Genomic DNA, 14,843 nt, shown 5'->3' with positions numbered 1-14,843 from the left:
ATGATGACTGACGAACAGAATCTCGCGCGCGAAAATGATTATATCCTGCTCCTCGGTCCCGATGAGCGTCATCACTTGGCGCGGCTCCAAGCGACCCAGCGTTTCGATACGCACTATGGTTTCATTTTGCACAAGGATATCATCGGTAAACCATTTGGGAGCGCGGTGCGAACGCAACTCGGTCATCCGTACTTGTTGTTGCAACCATCATCGCACGACCTCGTGCGCTACATCAAACGCAACTCGCAAATCATTTTCCCGAAAGAGATCGGCTACATCATCTTGCGAATGAACATCGTCCCTGGCACGCGCGTCGTCGAAGCCGGCACGGGCAGCGGCGGATTGACGCTCGCGCTCGCGCGCCAGGTCGCGCCGAACGGACGCGTCTATTCATACGAAGCGCGCGAGGACATGCAAGCGATTGCGCGCAAGAATCTGGAACGCGTCGGCGCGCTCGATGCGGTCGAATTGAAATTGCGCGATATTCGCGAGGGCTTTGACGAACGCCACGTGGACGCGCTGTTTCTCGACGTGCGCGAACCCTGGTTGTACCTCGCGCAAGCGCGCGCGGCGCTCAAGGGCGGCGGCTTTTTCGGCGCGCTCGTGCCGACGACGAACCAGTTGACCGATCTGTTGCAGGAGATTGACGCACAAGGCACGTGGGCGGACATCGAGGTCGTCGAAATTTTGACGCGGCACTATAAAATCAACGCCGATCGTTTGCGCCCCGAAGATCGCATGGTCGCGCACACCGGCTATTTGCTGTTCGCGCGCGCAGTGGCGCGTCTCGAAAAAATGGAAATCGTCAGCGCGAAATCGGAGGAGGAAAAAGATGCCGTCGAAACCGAAGGATGATCTCGTCGTCGTCTACACATCGCCGGGAATGCTCACCGCGGAAACGATCAAGAACAAATTGGAAAGCGCCGGGATTCCGGCGATGTTAAAGTATGAAAGCGTCGGACGCATCATCGGCTTGACCGTGGATGGGCTGGGTCAGGTCGAGGTGCTCGTGCCGCGCGAACGCGAGGAAGAGGCACGCGCGTTATTGGAAAAAACGTAGAGACGTTCGAGTAGCGCACAACGTCTCTACATTTTTTCCAACACCACCGAGTAACCGTCCTCGAAATTTCCCTCCGCAAACACCTGCGCGATTTTCCAACCTGCTTGCGCCGCGATTGGCATTAGATCAGTCGGCGCGAGCAAGAGCAAATCGAACCACGCGCCGCGCCGACCATTGAGCATGAGTCGTAAACGAATCTGCCCGAGAGCGCGCCCGCGCCCGAGGTTGCGTTCCAAGTAACGCTTGTGCCATGGATTCGTCGTGCTCGGCATGCGCGTCGTCGCGAGAATGCGTCCGCGTGGCGACGTGACGCGATGCAACTCGCGCAACATTCGGCGAAACTTGGCGACTGTGCCGCAGATTCCCAGGTTGTTACCGAACAAAATGACCGTGTCGAATTCGCTCGCGCGCAACGGCAGTTTGCCGCAAAGATTCGCGCATCTCGCATCGCGCACCCCGCGCACGCGCGCCAACTCGACGATGCGCGGCGATACATCCAGCGCGGTCACGCGTAAACCGCGTCTCTGCAAGTACAAACTGTGCCGCCCCGCGCCGCACCCTGCGTCCAACACGCGCCCGCGCGCGAATTTCAACGCGGCTTTTTCAATCGGCAGAAATTCGCGATGCGTCGTAAAGTACCACGCGATATTTTCTATGCTTGCGTATCCATCGTCGCGTTCGACGCGCAAGTCCGCGCGCCCGATTTCATAAAACTGCCACAACGCGTCCGCGAAGATTTCTTGGTCGCTCATCTTTCACCCTGAATTTCCCACAGAATCATTTCCGGCGGACACAAGAACCGGACACGCGGCGCGCCCTTGCCTTCGAGTCCGATGCCACGCGTGACGTACAACGTGAACGCGCCGATATGATGCCGCCCGACCTCGAACTGTTTGCCGTACAGCGATGCCGTATAAATCGCGCCGAAAAACGGAATGCGAACTTGACCGCCGTGCGTGTGCCCGGACAATTGCAAATCCACGCCCTGCTCCGCCGCGACCGGCGCGAGATCGGGCGAGTGATAAAGCAGAATCGTTAGATCGTCCGGGTCACCGTGCAAGATTGCATCGAGCGTAGCGCCGTCCACGTGCGGCTTGTGCGTGCACGTAATGCCGACGACATCCACGCGTTGTCGTTCAAACTCCAGCGAAACGCGCTCATCACGCAGCCAACGAATCGGCAACCCGTCGAGCAGTTTTTCGACGACGTCGGGCGGGTCCACCGGCGGACTGCCCGTCACCGCGAACACGCCGAGCGGCGCGCGCAACTCGCGCAAAATCTCGCGCGTATGTTCCCACGCAATCGGGTCTTCGATGTTCGACAGATTCAGAAAATCGCCGGAAAACAAAATCACATCCGGTGCGAGCGCGCGCGTTTGCGCGATCAATTCGCGTTCGCGCGCGGTGATCCGCTCGACGTGAAGATCGCCGAGATGCAATACGCGCAAAGGTCGTCCGTTCGTTTTGAGTTTCGCTGTTTGCAAGACCTGGCGCGTCACACGTAAGCGATGCGGCTCGAACCAAAAACCATAGACGACGAGCGCAGTACCGATCACTTGCGCGATGAGGTTGAACGGCAGCGGCAATGCGGCAAATACCGCGCGCATCGTCGCGAGCACGATCATCGGCGGTTTCGCCGGTCCGAATGATTTGCCGGCGCGCGGCAACGCGGCAATCAAAAGCCAATCGCCGAGAAAGAACAACCACACGACGAACGCGAGCCACACATCGAATCGCGTGGGCACGAGCGCGATGCCGAACAAGAGCGCGGCGAACAGCAACGTCGGAATACTTTCAATCGCATCGGCAAAGCGAACGAGCCAGTCAAAGTGACTGCTCATCGTACCGGGAAAATGTTTGACGTGCGAAAAATCTTTTGGTTTCATCGAGCGATGATTATACCGGGAATCGCGATGTTTGCAAGGCGAAATTTGATTGACGCTAACGCGGGCGCGTGTTATAATCGTCGCCGTATCCGAAAGGAGGCATCATGGAATGGGAAGAACGAATCATGGTTGACCCTAAAATTCTGGTCGGCAAGCCGGTCGTCACAGGGACGCGGTTAGCCGTCGAGTTTATCATTGATTTGATTGCCGAAGGTTGGAGCGAAGCAGAAATCTTACGCAACTATCCTGGTTTGACTCACGAAGATATTCAGGCATGCTTGCGGTACGCCGGTCAAGTGCTCAAATCGGAAAAAGTGTACGCCGTAGCATTTTCATAAGGAACCCGACCAATGCGTTTTCTCGCCAATGAGAACTTTCCGGGTGATGCTGTTCAAGCCCTACGTGATCACGATCATGATGTTGTCTGGATTAGAACTGACGCGCCTGGCAGCAGAGACGATGCTATTCTCCAACGCGCCAGAAGAGAAAAACGGATTCTGATTACCTTTGATAAGGATTTTGGTGAACTTGCTTTTCGTTCCAAGCTGCCAGCAGAATGCGGCATTATCTTGTTTCGGATTTCAGTCAGGTCTTCATCGTACATCGCACGCGCTACGGTTCAAGCAATTTCGTCGCGCACCGATTGGGAAGGTCATTTTGCCGTGGTCGAAGAGAACCGAATTCGAATGAGAGAATTACCCGCGAGCACCTGAACCATGCTGTCCTTCCCTGAGAATTTCGTTTCCGTTGACGTTGAGACTGCAGGACCGAATCCCAGTCAGTATTCGCTTCTTTCGATTGGGGCGTGCCTGGTATCCAATCCGACGCGCGGTTTTTACATCGAACTGCAACCGGTCAATCGCAACGCGATCCCCGAAGCGCTCGCGATCAGCCAACTGTCGCTCGACGAACTTGCCGCGCGCGGCATGCCGCCCATGGACGCGCTGCGCGAATTTGAAGTGTGGCTCGCGGTCAACGCGCCCAACCCAGTTTTTCTCGCGTTCAACGCGCCGTTCGATTGGATGTTCGTCGCCGATTATTTTCACCGATTTCTTGGGCACAATCCATTTGGGCACGCCGCGCTGGACATCAAAGCGTACTTTATGGGCGCGTTCGGCGTGACCTGGGATGAAACGCGGATGCGCGCGATCATGGCGCGCTTGCATCTGCCCGCCACGCCGCTCACGCACAACGCGTTGAGTGACGCGCAGGATCAGGCGCGATTGTTTGGAAAGATTCTTGAAGCAATGAATCGCGATGCGCGCGATATGTGATGCGTAAAACTCTGAATCGAGGTGACAAATGAGCGATAGCACAAAACCGACGACCGAACTCGCACAGATTGTCGAATCGGCAAAGCGGCTCGGCGTAGAACTGGACGAGGCAGACGCGTTGCAATGGCTGACCGCGATGGCGGCAGGCGATGCGGGCGGCGATATTGTGTTCGATACGCGCGCTGGCGTGTTCGGGCACAAGGTCACGATGCTCGATTTTAGTTCGGCGGACCTCGCGCGCTTTCGCGCGATCGGACAGATCGTCGAGTTCAAGGACGAGCCAGGCATCGTCGAGACCGCGCTCGCGCTGTCCGGCTCCGCCGCGCAATCAAAAATCCAAACGTATCCCGGCGATTGTGATTACTTCGAACGCGTCAACATCAAAGCGCCGACGCGCGCCGAGGCATGCGCCATTCTCGCGCGCATCATGCGCGACAAGGCGTTGAGCGCGTTCAAAGGACCGACGTATCAGTTGATCGAAGTGAAATTCGGTTCGTATCCGCACGACGTTGTGAAAGAAGGCACGCCGGTGCGCGGCGGCTCGCCAATCGCGTGGCGACCCGACGAAATCGCGGCGGGCAAAATTGATGCGTTCAAACCGGATGGTGCGCCGGTCGAAATTCGTTGGGACGCGGTCGCGTCCAACCCAGGGTGGTGCAAATTGGATTGGGTCATCGCCGACCCCGCGCGCAAGCAATTGGCGAACGCGAGCAACATGCTCGACGTGACCTGGGAAGCGCCCGACAGCGCGATCACGCCGCTCGACGGCTATCTCGATCCATACTTTCAAGAGGTGTATCTCGACGCCGCGTCGGTGCCGATTTTTTCAAAACTGGCGCAACACGTTTCCGCCAACGCACTCGACGATTACGTGGCGCAACTCGAGCACGAAGTCCGAAAATATCTAACCAAAGACGTGAACTATGGCAAGGCGGCGAAACGGATGTACAACATTTTTCGATTGACCGGACGGTACGAGGAAGCCGCGTTCATTCGCGAATTGTTCGACGAGCCGGCGACGATGTTGTATCAGGTGTGGTCGCTCGTCCGCACGCTGGAAGACGTGGGGCAAGCCGATTCGTCTATTCCCAAAGAGCAACTGCTCGCGCAAGCCGACCAGTTGATTCTTACCGTGGTCAATACGCTCGAAGGCGCGCAAGAGGCGGAGATCGTGCGGCATCTGCTCAATCTCAAAGACGCGCTGGCGCAACATGAAGGCGCGCAACTTAGCGTCCAAGTGGACGCCGCGCGCGAGCAGGTGATCAACGTCGTCAATAATTTTTTCCACGATCGCCTGGTGGCGCTGCCGAAGATCAAATCGTACATGGACGAGTTTCAACCCGCGTGAAAATTCAAAGGGTCGTTCAAGGTTGATTGAAAAACGAGAGTGACGCGTTACGCGTCACTCTCGTTCGTTACAACCCGGAGTCCCTCGCGCCAAATAAACAACAGTCCTAGCCCGGTGATCAACACAAATTGGATCGCGTGCGTCGCCAACGCCACGCCCGCGGCGGTCGTCTCATCCACTCCAAACGAGGCGAGCGCAAAAATGCCGGCGGCTTCGTACGGACCCACGCCGCCGGGCGCGGCGGGAATCATCACGCCGAAATTGATCATCGCCATCGTCATCACCCCGGCGACCGCGCGGCGTCCGTACGTCGGCAGCGCGCCGAACGCGATGAGCATGAAAAAGTACGTCGCGGCTTCCAGCGTCCAAATCGCGATCGAGAGCAACACAATCACGAGCACATCGCGCGATGATTTGAGCGAATGCAAACCGAGTACGAACGAGCCGAGCATTCTTTCGATGCGCGCGGCGAACCTCGCGGGCAACAAGCGCGTAAACCACCGCAACGCGCGCAACGCGAGCGACTCGCGCACGAGCAAGAAAATCATTCCGCCGAGCGCGATCCCAAAGATCAACGTCATCGCCACCGCGATCCACTCGGCGATGGACGGCAAATCGAGACCCAGCCGCTCGAACAATACCAGCGCGGCGACGAGAAAACCGATCAGCGTAAAACCGTCTGCGACGCGTTCGACGATCACCGTCGCAATGCCGAGTGTTTTCGAAATGCCTTCGCGCTTGCCCAGCCAATAGCCGCGCGCAAATTCGCCGGGACGCGCGGGCAGAAGATTGTTGAGCGAAAAACCGACGATCAGCACGGGGAACAAGCGGCGCACCGGAATTTTTTGCGTCGGCGCGAGAAACTGTCGCCAACGCACCGTTCGCAAAACGTAACTCGAGAGCATCGCCACCACCGCGAACGCGGCGAACCCATAGTTCACGGACGCGAACGACTGCCCGAGTTTCGTCCAATCCACGCGACCAAGCGCGAGGTAGAGGAACACCCCGGTGATCGCGAGACTGGCGATGAGCGTGATAATTTGTCGAGGTTTCAAAACACTGACTCGGGACGAAAGACAAAGGACGAAAAACCTTGGTCTTTCGTCTTTCATCCTTCGTCAATCCTTACGGTTTAGTAAAAACAAGGATGCGCTGATTGCCGGAATCCGCGACGTAGAGATTCCCTTGCGCGTCGAACGCGAGACCGGTCGGCAAGTTGAACGACGCGAGGTCGTTGCCGCGCGCGCCGAACACGGACAGCAATTTGCCATCGCTCGCAAATTTCATAATTCGCGCGCCTTCGGGATCGGACGCGAACACGTTGCCCTCGCCATCCACGGCGAGGTACGGTTTGTTGACCACCGTTTGCGTGTCCCAGGCATCCACCGCCCATTGCATCACAAAATTGAAATTCGCGTCGAATTTTTGGATGCGTTGATTCCACGTGTCGGCAACGTAGATATTGCCCTGCTTGTCTATCGCAAGCCCCACTTGTTCGAGGAACTGACCGGGATCGGAGCCGACGCCGCCGTACTGCGCGAGCGGCTCGCCGGTATTCGAGAACTTGGTCACGCGCTTGTTGCCCGTGTCCGCGATGTAGACATTGCCTTGCGCGTCCGCCATAATCGCGCGCGGACCATAGAACTGCAATGGACTATCGTGCGCGACCCCGCGCGTGTCGCCGTTCACACCCCAGGTTGTCAGGAACTTGCCGTTGTTGTCGAATTTCTGGACGCGATGATTCCAGGTATCGGAAACGAACACGTTCCCGGCTTTGTCCACCGCGATACCCCAGGGTTGATTGAACGTACCCGGCGGCGGCGCGACGCCATCCGGACTTTTCGTGCCCCAGGTCAGGAGGATTTCGCCTTTCGCATCGAATTTCTGGATGCGATGATTTTCCGAATCGGCGACGAACATGTTGCCTTGCGCGTCAAACGCGATGACGCGCGGGTAATTGAACTGACCTTTGCCCGCGCCGGGCGTGCCGAGCACACGCGCTGCGTCGAGCCGCACGAACTTTTTCGTGTACTCGTCTTCCGGTAGCGGTTGCGGCGGCACATTGCCGCCGTAATTCCACATCAGCGCCGCGACATCTTTGCGAACGTAAAACGAAAACAGATGCACGTAGGGCCACTGGCTCTGGTTTTCCTTGTAGGTGTGATAGAACCAGGTGTTGAACAAATCCAAACGCTGTTGCGGTTCGCGGAAATAATTCGCCACGCGTTCGAGGTTCAAATCCTTGTATCCTTCAAGGGGCCACCAAATCAGTTTGTACGTGCGCTTGGTGTAGCGGCTACCCAGCCAGGGTTTGACCGCCTCCTCGTTCTTCGAACCGACGATCACAACCGGCGCGTCGAAGGGCGCATTCGGACTCGCGCCATAGTACTGCGCGTTGCGATAATTTCGCAGATACCACACAAAGGGCCACGACGAGTCGTCGTCGTAGGCGACCTTGATCGCGCCGTTGTCGCACGGCACCGCTTGCGTTCTACCCGGCGTCGTCTGCGAACATAGCCGCCGCGACAACTCTTCGATCTCTTGCATCGCCGTCACGTTGTCGTGCGAACCTTGCGCGTAGATGATCGTCTCTTGCGCCGAATCGGGTTGGATGAACACCGCCAGCGCGGCAAATCGAATCGTTAACCCGGTCAGGAGAATCAACACCGCGACCGCGCTGATGCGCGCGACCTCCGTCGCGGTGAATCGTCGCGCGACGGCGAAGAACGCGGGACCGACGAACACGATCAACATGAACAGCACGATGATGAACGCGTTCGTCGCGGAAAGTTGGTTGAGTTCCATGCCTCCAAACGGACGCGGGGACACGATCAACATCACGAACAACACCGTAGTGAGCGGGATGAGGAGCGCAAGCCACACCGCGCCGCGCGCGAGCAAATCGCGCCAGTCCGCCGTGAGCAATTTTTCGAGTGCCCACCCAGTGACGAACGCGAGCGGAATCGTCAGGTGCATCGTGAGCCACGGCATTTTTTCGCCCGCCCAACTGAACAAGATGAGCACGCCCGCGGTCCACACAAACAGAAATGCCGGAAACGCACTTTCGGGTTTTTCAGAATCGTACGTCGCAAAGAATGTCAGCGGCGCGAGAAGCATGATGAACGCGACGACGAGTTGATCGGCAAGATTCGGCGCGACGCCCAACAATAACGGACGAATCGCGACGTAATAAAAAATGATCCACAGCATCCACACGAGTACCGCGACGAGCCGCACGGGACGATAGCGGTACCAGTACCAAAACATCGCGCCGAGACCAAAGAGGTACGGCAGAAATTCGTACATCGGCAACAGCACGAGCAAATAATAGTACGAGGGTTGACCGCCGCGTTGCACGGTTTGTTGCGACAACCAATAACCCAGCGAGCCAAGCAAGCCGGAGAAAAAGCCCGAGCCATTTGTAAAGAACGTCGTGAAAAAGACGACGAAGAGGGGCCAGAACAAGACCGCGCCAATCCCCCACACGCGCGCGTTCCACGTCAAACCCAGTAGCGCCGAGAACGCGACCATCGCCACGGTCAACGCGATGACGCGGAACATCACGTCCGGTTGCGATTGCGTGATGGACATGATCGTGCTGAGATCGCTGAACGCGGAGACGGGGAGAAAATCAGTTGCGAACAAGATCATCCAAATTGGATTGAGGAGGTACGTTATCACTGCTGGCGTGATGAGCGGAATCGAGAACGTACCGAAAATCATCGCGAGGTCAAAGCTGGGAATCTCGCGCCAGTCTTCGTCCGTCGTCTTGACCGTGAGCGCGCGCACCGCGCTGTACGTGGCGATCACACCAAACACCGGGATGCCGAAAATCGCGGAGGCAAGCGCAAGCCATTCGGACGACCACTTGACGCGCGGGCGCAAAAATTCGTACGTGAAATGCGCGCAGAGGAACACCGCAAAGACCGCGACAAAGATGAACGTCGTCTCCATCGCGGTGAACGCGAGCGAGAGAAACGCGGCGGAAGCAAAGAGCCAGCGCTCGCGTCGTTCGTCCAGGTATTTCCAAATCGCCAGCGCCATCAACACGACGAACACTTCGACGTAAATATCGTGGCGATTGAAACGCGAATAGTACATCACCGCTGGTGAAATCAACAGAAGCGCCGCGGTCACGAGCGCGCCCTTGCGTCCGAGCCACTTGCGGAAAAAGAACGGCAACGCGACGAGCACCATACCCAGGAACGTGTTCGCGAGACGCGCGCTGAAATCGTTATCGCCGAACAGCAAAAACGAAAACGCGGTGAGATGGTAGAGCAACGGTCCGTGATAAATCGGATTGTGTTGGTACCCGCGCCCGGTGTAGAGGTTCCACGACCAATCGGTGTGAATCGCTTCGTCGTGATTCCACGCGCGGTACGGCAGATCCCACAGCCGCGTCAGAATTCCCAGGACGACAATCGCGATGATGAGCGCGCGTTCCCAATCGAGATTCAACAACGCGCGGAACGGAGTATCCAACAAGGATGGACGTTCGGTTTCAACTTGCATAAATGCTTCCTGCCTATTTTGCCAATGTCAGATTAGCCATAGAGCACTTAGAGGTCATAGAGAAATCTTCGTTTTCTTCTCTATGTTCTCTATGCCCTCTATGGCAAAAAGAAATGTGACATTGCCAAACTATGATGATCCTCAGTTACCACTGATTTCAATCAATGCTTCGCCAGAGCGCAAATCGGCATCGAATCAAATTTTTATGCGGCAACCAGAAGCGGGTGATCTAATCGTCGCACCGCATACATCAGCGCGGCTTGCAGATCAGCCATTTCCAAATCCAGCATTTCGTCTAGAATCTGCACTGCCGTCAACCCTGCCGCGAACAAATCGAGCACATCAATCACGCGAATACGCATTCCGCGAATGCGCGGACGACCACCGCATTGTTTAGGATTGACCGTGATGCGCTCAATCAAATTAGAAGAAATTGCCATGTCTGACTCCATCTCTAGCCCTACGGACTGGGCATCCACAACACGACATTCTCCGACTCGAGCGCGCCGACATCGCGAAAGAGAAACCAACGCAGAAAATTCGCTTGCGGTGTGCGCGTCGTTTCCACGCGGTACGCTTGCGCGATCCAATTCGCGCCCGGCGCCGGCGCGTTTGCCGGCAACACGAGGGCTTGACTATCTGCCGCCGATGGGTTCGGCGCGATGAAGGCGTACGGAAAATCGCGCAACTCCCACGCGACGGCTGGGTTGAGCGACGCATCAATTGCGAACACGAGCGCGTGCGTATCGTTCGCGCGCCAACGCGATGCGGTTTCCAGGTCGCGCACCAGATCGCGCACGTTCGGCGCAGTCGCACGCGTCACCAGCAACTCTTGCGGATTCAAGCCAAAGAAATGCGCGGTGCCGTGCGGCGCGCCGACAAAATTGACGAGCGCGGTCTGTCGAATCGTCCACACACTCAACACGATCAGCAAGAAAAACACGCCGACATTTTTCGCGCGCTCGACGCCGACGGTCGCGAGCGTGACCAACGTCACGCTGAGAATTCCAATGAACGCAATCACGCCGACGAACGTTCCGCTCAGCTCTGCGCCGCTTCCCCGACCCAGCAAAACGGACAAGGAATCCGCGGCGTTGAGCGAGCCGCGCAACGTAAACTCGGCGATGAACAAATACATAAAGCCGGTCACTGCGCTCGCCAGAAACAACACCGGCGCTTCCTGGGTCAACAACAATTCGATTGCCCCCGGCGACACGCGAATTGCTTCGATCAATCGCTCCGCCCACGCGCCGACGTACCAACTCGCGAGCAAAGCGAACGGCACGACGATCACGACGAGATGCGCCGGGTTTTTGTCGCCGGAGAACGCGGACAGGACGAACGCGACGAGCGCCCATGCGCCGAACGCGAACAACAACGGTCGCTCGCGCGATTGAACGCGCCACGCGAACGCGAGATCAATCAGCGCGGCGACGCCAAAGAACAACGCGAGCGGATCGTACACGACAAACGCGCGGAACGGATCGAATAGCGATCCGCCCGGCATCCAGCCATCGAGCCAGATTCCAAACAGATTGAACGCCGCGCCAATTCCCGAACGATGAAACAAAAAAAGCGTGGCAACACCAACCAAGGTGATCGCAAATAGAATCGCTGATTGGCGCGTGACTGCCGGATCAAAACGCACGTCGTCGCGCGCCAAACGCGCGACCCAGCCCGCGCGTACCATCAGCGTAAACAACACCAACGCGAGCGCAATCGTCCACGCATCCGGCGCGGAGAGAAAGGCGAGCGCGGCGCACACCGCGGCAACCTGGGAATCGCGCGCGACGCGCGTGTTGAGGTAGCGCCACGCAAACACGAGCGCGGCAAGCGCGAACGTAGAGGCGAGCATCACGCCGTCCACTTGGCGCGAGAAAAAGACGAGCGTTGGCGAAAACGCAAACACGCTTGATGCGATCAACGCGCCGCCGCGTCCGAGCGGCTCGCGCAAAAATGCCGGTAACACGATCAGCGCACTGCCGACGAACGCGGGGATAAAACGCGCGGTCAATTCGCCCGCGCCGAACAATGCGAACAACAACACGTTCGACGCAAAGAGAAGCGGACTGCCGGTCAACGTGTCGGGTGCGCCGCGGAACCAGTTCCACGCGGCGAGGGCTTGACGCGCTTCATCGCCCGATAACGGCGCGCCATCGAGCGCGAGCAGACGGACGAACAAGCCGAGCGCGAACAGTGCAACGTACAGCGCGGCTTCCACGTTGAAAACTATTTTCTCAGCGCGCGTAGATTCTGACATCACCATCTTCAAACACCAATTGCATCACTTTGGCGAATTTATCCATCTGTGATTTGGAGAGTCCGTACTGAGCGCGTTCCTGTCCGCCGACGACGACGAAGTTTATAGCATACTTGTCAAGCAAAGTCAACGTTTCAGCCGTACTCAGCGTTTGATACAAACGCGCGAGGTCGCCCGCGCGGTCAATGCCGAGCGCATCGTCTTTGAAAAACTGGGAATTGCCGCGCCACTGCGATTCGTGCCCCGCCCAACCGAGCGGCGTCGCAAGACCGGTCGCCATCGAGATACGATTGCCGTAGGAGTACTCGCCGCCGACCGCCTCGGCAATCACCGCGCCGCGCGGCGCGTTCGCGTTCAGCCACTCCATCGCCGCGTAATCGCCGGGATTCGTCGCGCGAATCCACGCCAGTCCGTCGAGCGTCGGCGCTTTTTTGAATCCTTCGGCGCGATCCGAAATCGCGAACGCGGGATACACGACGCTCATCAACATCAAGCCGGTCAAGCCGATCACCCACGCGACACGCGCGACGCCGTTCAACACGCGCGCGAGATAGAACACCGCATACGCGGACGCAATCGCGAATAATGTCCACGCTTGAAAGTAGAATTTGAACACCGTGTTCATCCGCGTGCCGAACTGGTCGCGCAAGTACGCAAACTCGACGCCGAAGGTAAGCAGGAAACCGGTCAACGCGAGCAACACCACGAACGCGCCGCTCGCGTCAAACGCGAACGTTTCCGGCTGATCGTCCGACGCGCCACCGAACACGCGCACGCGTAACAAGACGCCCAGCGCGGGAAGCAGAATCAAAAATAGAATGAACAACCATGGCTCGTTGCGCAGCGGTCCAAAGTACGCCGCGATCAATCCGCCGGCATCCGGCACCGCCGCGCTCACACTCGCGCGCACCGCCGGGCTGATCGCGAACACAGTCGTCGCGATGAGCGCGATCGCGAGCGGAAACGCGGCGAGCGCCGCGAGGAATGGCGCGGCGAGATTCAGCCAATCGCGCGTCGCGATGCCGCGATGCTCACGCATCAACGCGACCACCAGGAACACGAGCAGGAACACGAACAAGCCGAACATCAACACGTACTGATGCAAGCGCGTCTTGACGAACAGCACCGGCAAAATGCCGCCGGCTTGCGATTGAAAACCCAGGTAGAAGGGCAAGTACATCAACACGCTTGCGCCAAATAGCGCGACGATAAAGACGATGAGGTCGCGCATCGCGCCGCTGTTCCACGCGCGCTCGACGCGATAGCGCGCTACCGCAAACGCGGCGACGAGAATAAATCCGTACGGCAAAATATCCCAGGAGTTGAGGAAGAACAAACCACCGAGGATTAAAGGATAAATTAAAAATTCAAAATTCGCAATTCGCAATTCGGAATTCGGAATTCGGAACCCAGGATTTGAATTTTGAATTCCGAATTTTGAATTCCGAATGAGGTTCAACGCGACCGCGAGCGCGAGGAGAACGAACGGCAACGCGAGGACGTGCGGGTGCATGTCGCCGAGCAGAAAACTGAATTGCGGAAATTCGTCAATCACTTCCTGGGTCTGACCGAGCGCGACATCGTGAATCACGCGCGAGGAACGCCACCACCACCAATTATCTTGCGGCGCAAACGTCCCGGTCACCGGCGCTTCGAGCAGCCCTTTCACATCGAACCACATCCAAAATTCGCGCGAGCCAACGCCGAGCGCGTGGAGCGACTCGAAGAATCCTTGCAGGTTACCGATGAGCACGAGAAACACCGGCGCGAACAAAGCCGAAACTAGGGATTGGAGATTGGAGGTTGGAGATTGGGGTACCCGCCGGTCGCTAATCTCCAAACTTCCCTGGATCAAATTGTACGCGAGTCCGAACGCGCCGGTCGCCGCGAGCGCGAACAAGAGCGCGATGGCAAGATTGAACGCGCTGCTTGACGCGACGCCGCTCAACATCGTCAAGATCGCGACGATGATGTAGCCGAAATAATAGTAGCTGATGGCGTATCCCGCGAGCCAGGGATCGCGCGGTGGAAACGTTTCGCTTTGCAAGACGCCGTTGAGGAACGCAAACTCCATCGGTTTTTCAGTCGCGGTGATTTCCGGCATGTACGCGCGCACGATTGCCCATGAGAAAAACGCGACCGTGAAGACGAGTTCGGTCGCGATGACGATGGACTTGTTCGCGCGCAACCAATCGCCAAGCGAAGACTGACCGCCGACCGCCGACCGCTGACCGCCTTTTTCGCTCGGCGGTCGCGTTACAAAGAACCAGCTCGCGAGCGCGACGAGGAGCGCGACGACGGCGATGACGCCGCGCGTGTTCGTGAGGAAACCGAACGTGGTCAATAACCAAAACGGGTACGCGATCAACAACAAGCCGAGCGGCTTGATGAACGCGTAGCCGCGATCCGGCAAATTCCGGAAAAATCGGAACGCGACTGGCAACACGGCAAGACCGATGAGTTCGACGAGCAACCACCACGACAAGACTTTTAACATTCTAAAT

13 protein-coding genes are annotated in these 14,843 nt (G+C 57.7%); 6 read left to right on the top strand and 7 right to left on the bottom strand.

Going from position 1 to position 14,843, the window contains the following annotated elements; genetic code table 11:
* Window positions 1-3 precede the first annotated feature (3 nt).
* A complete protein-coding gene (locus HY868_25005) occupies window positions 4-855 on the top strand; it encodes a tRNA (adenine-N1)-methyltransferase (protein MBI5305413.1) in 852 nt (283 codons plus the stop codon).
* Window positions 833-1,060, top strand: coding sequence for a DUF2007 domain-containing protein (locus tag HY868_25000; protein MBI5305412.1), 228 nt, complete (start codon window positions 833-835; stop codon window positions 1,058-1,060). Before HY868_25005 ends, HY868_25000 begins: the two co-directional genes overlap by 23 nt.
* A gap of 26 nt (window positions 1,061-1,086) precedes the next feature.
* Here HY868_25000 and HY868_24995 read toward each other — a convergent pair whose 3' ends face one another.
* Window positions 1,087-1,812 (bottom strand): class I SAM-dependent methyltransferase, encoded by a 726-nt coding sequence (locus HY868_24995; protein MBI5305411.1) that lies wholly within the window; start codon window positions 1,810-1,812, stop codon window positions 1,087-1,089.
* Window positions 1,809-2,945, bottom strand: a complete 1,137-nt coding sequence (locus HY868_24990) for a hypothetical protein (protein MBI5305410.1) — start codon at window positions 2,943-2,945, stop codon at window positions 1,809-1,811. Before HY868_24990 ends, HY868_24995 begins: the two co-directional genes overlap by 4 nt.
* A 104-nt stretch (window positions 2,946-3,049) precedes the next feature.
* Between HY868_24990 and HY868_24985 the strand changes: the two genes are divergently transcribed.
* Genes HY868_24985 through HY868_24970 form a run of 4 tightly spaced genes read left to right on the top strand, consistent with a single transcriptional unit; the run spans window position 3,050 to window position 5,567 of the window.
* Window positions 3,050-3,283, top strand: a complete 234-nt coding sequence (locus tag HY868_24985) for a DUF433 domain-containing protein (protein MBI5305409.1) — start codon at window positions 3,050-3,052, stop codon at window positions 3,281-3,283.
* Window positions 3,284-3,295: 12 nt separating this feature from the next.
* The gene (locus HY868_24980) at window positions 3,296-3,658 is read left to right on the top strand and encodes a DUF5615 family PIN-like protein (protein ID MBI5305408.1); all 363 of its coding nucleotides are present in this window, start codon (window positions 3,296-3,298) and stop codon (window positions 3,656-3,658) included.
* Window positions 3,659-3,661: 3 nt separating this feature from the next.
* Window positions 3,662-4,219, top strand: coding sequence for a 3'-5' exonuclease (locus HY868_24975; GenBank protein ID MBI5305407.1), 558 nt, complete (start codon window positions 3,662-3,664; stop codon window positions 4,217-4,219).
* A 28-nt stretch (window positions 4,220-4,247) separates the two neighbouring features.
* Window positions 4,248-5,567, top strand: a complete 1,320-nt coding sequence (locus HY868_24970; GenBank protein MBI5305406.1) for a hypothetical protein — start codon at window positions 4,248-4,250, stop codon at window positions 5,565-5,567.
* 47 nt (window positions 5,568-5,614) lie between these two features.
* Here HY868_24970 and HY868_24965 read toward each other — a convergent pair whose 3' ends face one another.
* From HY868_24965 to HY868_24945, 5 genes are all read right to left on the bottom strand, one after another.
* Complete coding sequence (locus HY868_24965) at window positions 5,615-6,622, bottom strand: flippase-like domain-containing protein (protein MBI5305405.1); 1,008 nt, start codon at window positions 6,620-6,622, stop codon at window positions 5,615-5,617.
* Window positions 6,623-6,692: 70 nt separating this feature from the next.
* Window positions 6,693-10,079, bottom strand: coding sequence for a TIGR03663 family protein (locus HY868_24960; GenBank protein ID MBI5305404.1), 3,387 nt, complete (start codon window positions 10,077-10,079; stop codon window positions 6,693-6,695).
* Window positions 10,080-10,282: 203 nt separating this feature from the next.
* Window positions 10,283-10,519 carry a DUF433 domain-containing protein gene (locus HY868_24955; GenBank protein MBI5305403.1) on the bottom strand — a complete coding sequence of 79 codons (237 nt, stop codon included), beginning with the start codon at window positions 10,517-10,519 and terminating at the stop codon, window positions 10,283-10,285.
* A gap of 20 nt (window positions 10,520-10,539) precedes the next feature.
* The gene (locus HY868_24950) at window positions 10,540-12,339 is read right to left on the bottom strand and encodes a hypothetical protein (protein ID MBI5305402.1); all 1,800 of its coding nucleotides are present in this window, start codon (window positions 12,337-12,339) and stop codon (window positions 10,540-10,542) included.
* Window positions 12,317-14,836: a hypothetical protein gene (locus HY868_24945; protein MBI5305401.1), complete on the bottom strand. Its 2,520-nt coding sequence runs from the start codon at window positions 14,834-14,836 to the stop codon at window positions 12,317-12,319. The genes HY868_24950 and HY868_24945 overlap by 23 nt, the downstream gene beginning before the upstream one ends.
* Window positions 14,837-14,843 lie beyond the last annotated feature (7 nt).

It is taken from the genome of Chloroflexota bacterium, from assembly GCA_016219275.1.
In the GTDB taxonomy this organism is placed as follows: domain Bacteria; phylum Chloroflexota; class Anaerolineae; order UBA4142; family UBA4142; genus JACRBM01.
Note: the sequence above shows the minus strand (reverse complement) of the source record. Positions and strands in the feature narration are given on the sequence as shown.

Excerpts from the sequence above, each read along its gene's own strand:
- HY868_25005 (MBI5305413.1), top strand. The coding sequence starts at position 4 with ATGACTGACGAACAGAATCTCGCGCGCGAAAATGATTATATCCTGCTC.
- HY868_25000 (MBI5305412.1), top strand. The coding sequence starts at position 833 with ATGCCGTCGAAACCGAAGGATGATCTCGTCGTCGTCTACACATCGCCG.
- HY868_24995 (MBI5305411.1), bottom strand. The coding sequence starts at position 1,812 with ATGAGCGACCAAGAAATCTTCGCGGACGCGTTGTGGCAGTTTTATGAA.
- HY868_24990 (MBI5305410.1), bottom strand. The coding sequence starts at position 2,945 with ATGAAACCAAAAGATTTTTCGCACGTCAAACATTTTCCCGGTACGATG.
- HY868_24985 (MBI5305409.1), top strand. The coding sequence starts at position 3,050 with ATGGAATGGGAAGAACGAATCATGGTTGACCCTAAAATTCTGGTCGGC.
- HY868_24980 (MBI5305408.1), top strand. The coding sequence starts at position 3,296 with ATGCGTTTTCTCGCCAATGAGAACTTTCCGGGTGATGCTGTTCAAGCC.
- HY868_24975 (MBI5305407.1), top strand. The coding sequence starts at position 3,662 with ATGCTGTCCTTCCCTGAGAATTTCGTTTCCGTTGACGTTGAGACTGCA.
- HY868_24970 (MBI5305406.1), top strand. The coding sequence starts at position 4,248 with ATGAGCGATAGCACAAAACCGACGACCGAACTCGCACAGATTGTCGAA.
- HY868_24960 (MBI5305404.1), bottom strand. The coding sequence starts at position 10,079 with ATGCAAGTTGAAACCGAACGTCCATCCTTGTTGGATACTCCGTTCCGC.
- HY868_24955 (MBI5305403.1), bottom strand. The coding sequence starts at position 10,519 with ATGGCAATTTCTTCTAATTTGATTGAGCGCATCACGGTCAATCCTAAA.
- HY868_24950 (MBI5305402.1), bottom strand. The coding sequence starts at position 12,339 with ATGTCAGAATCTACGCGCGCTGAGAAAATAGTTTTCAACGTGGAAGCC.
- HY868_24945 (MBI5305401.1), bottom strand. The coding sequence starts at position 14,836 with ATGTTAAAAGTCTTGTCGTGGTGGTTGCTCGTCGAACTCATCGGTCTT.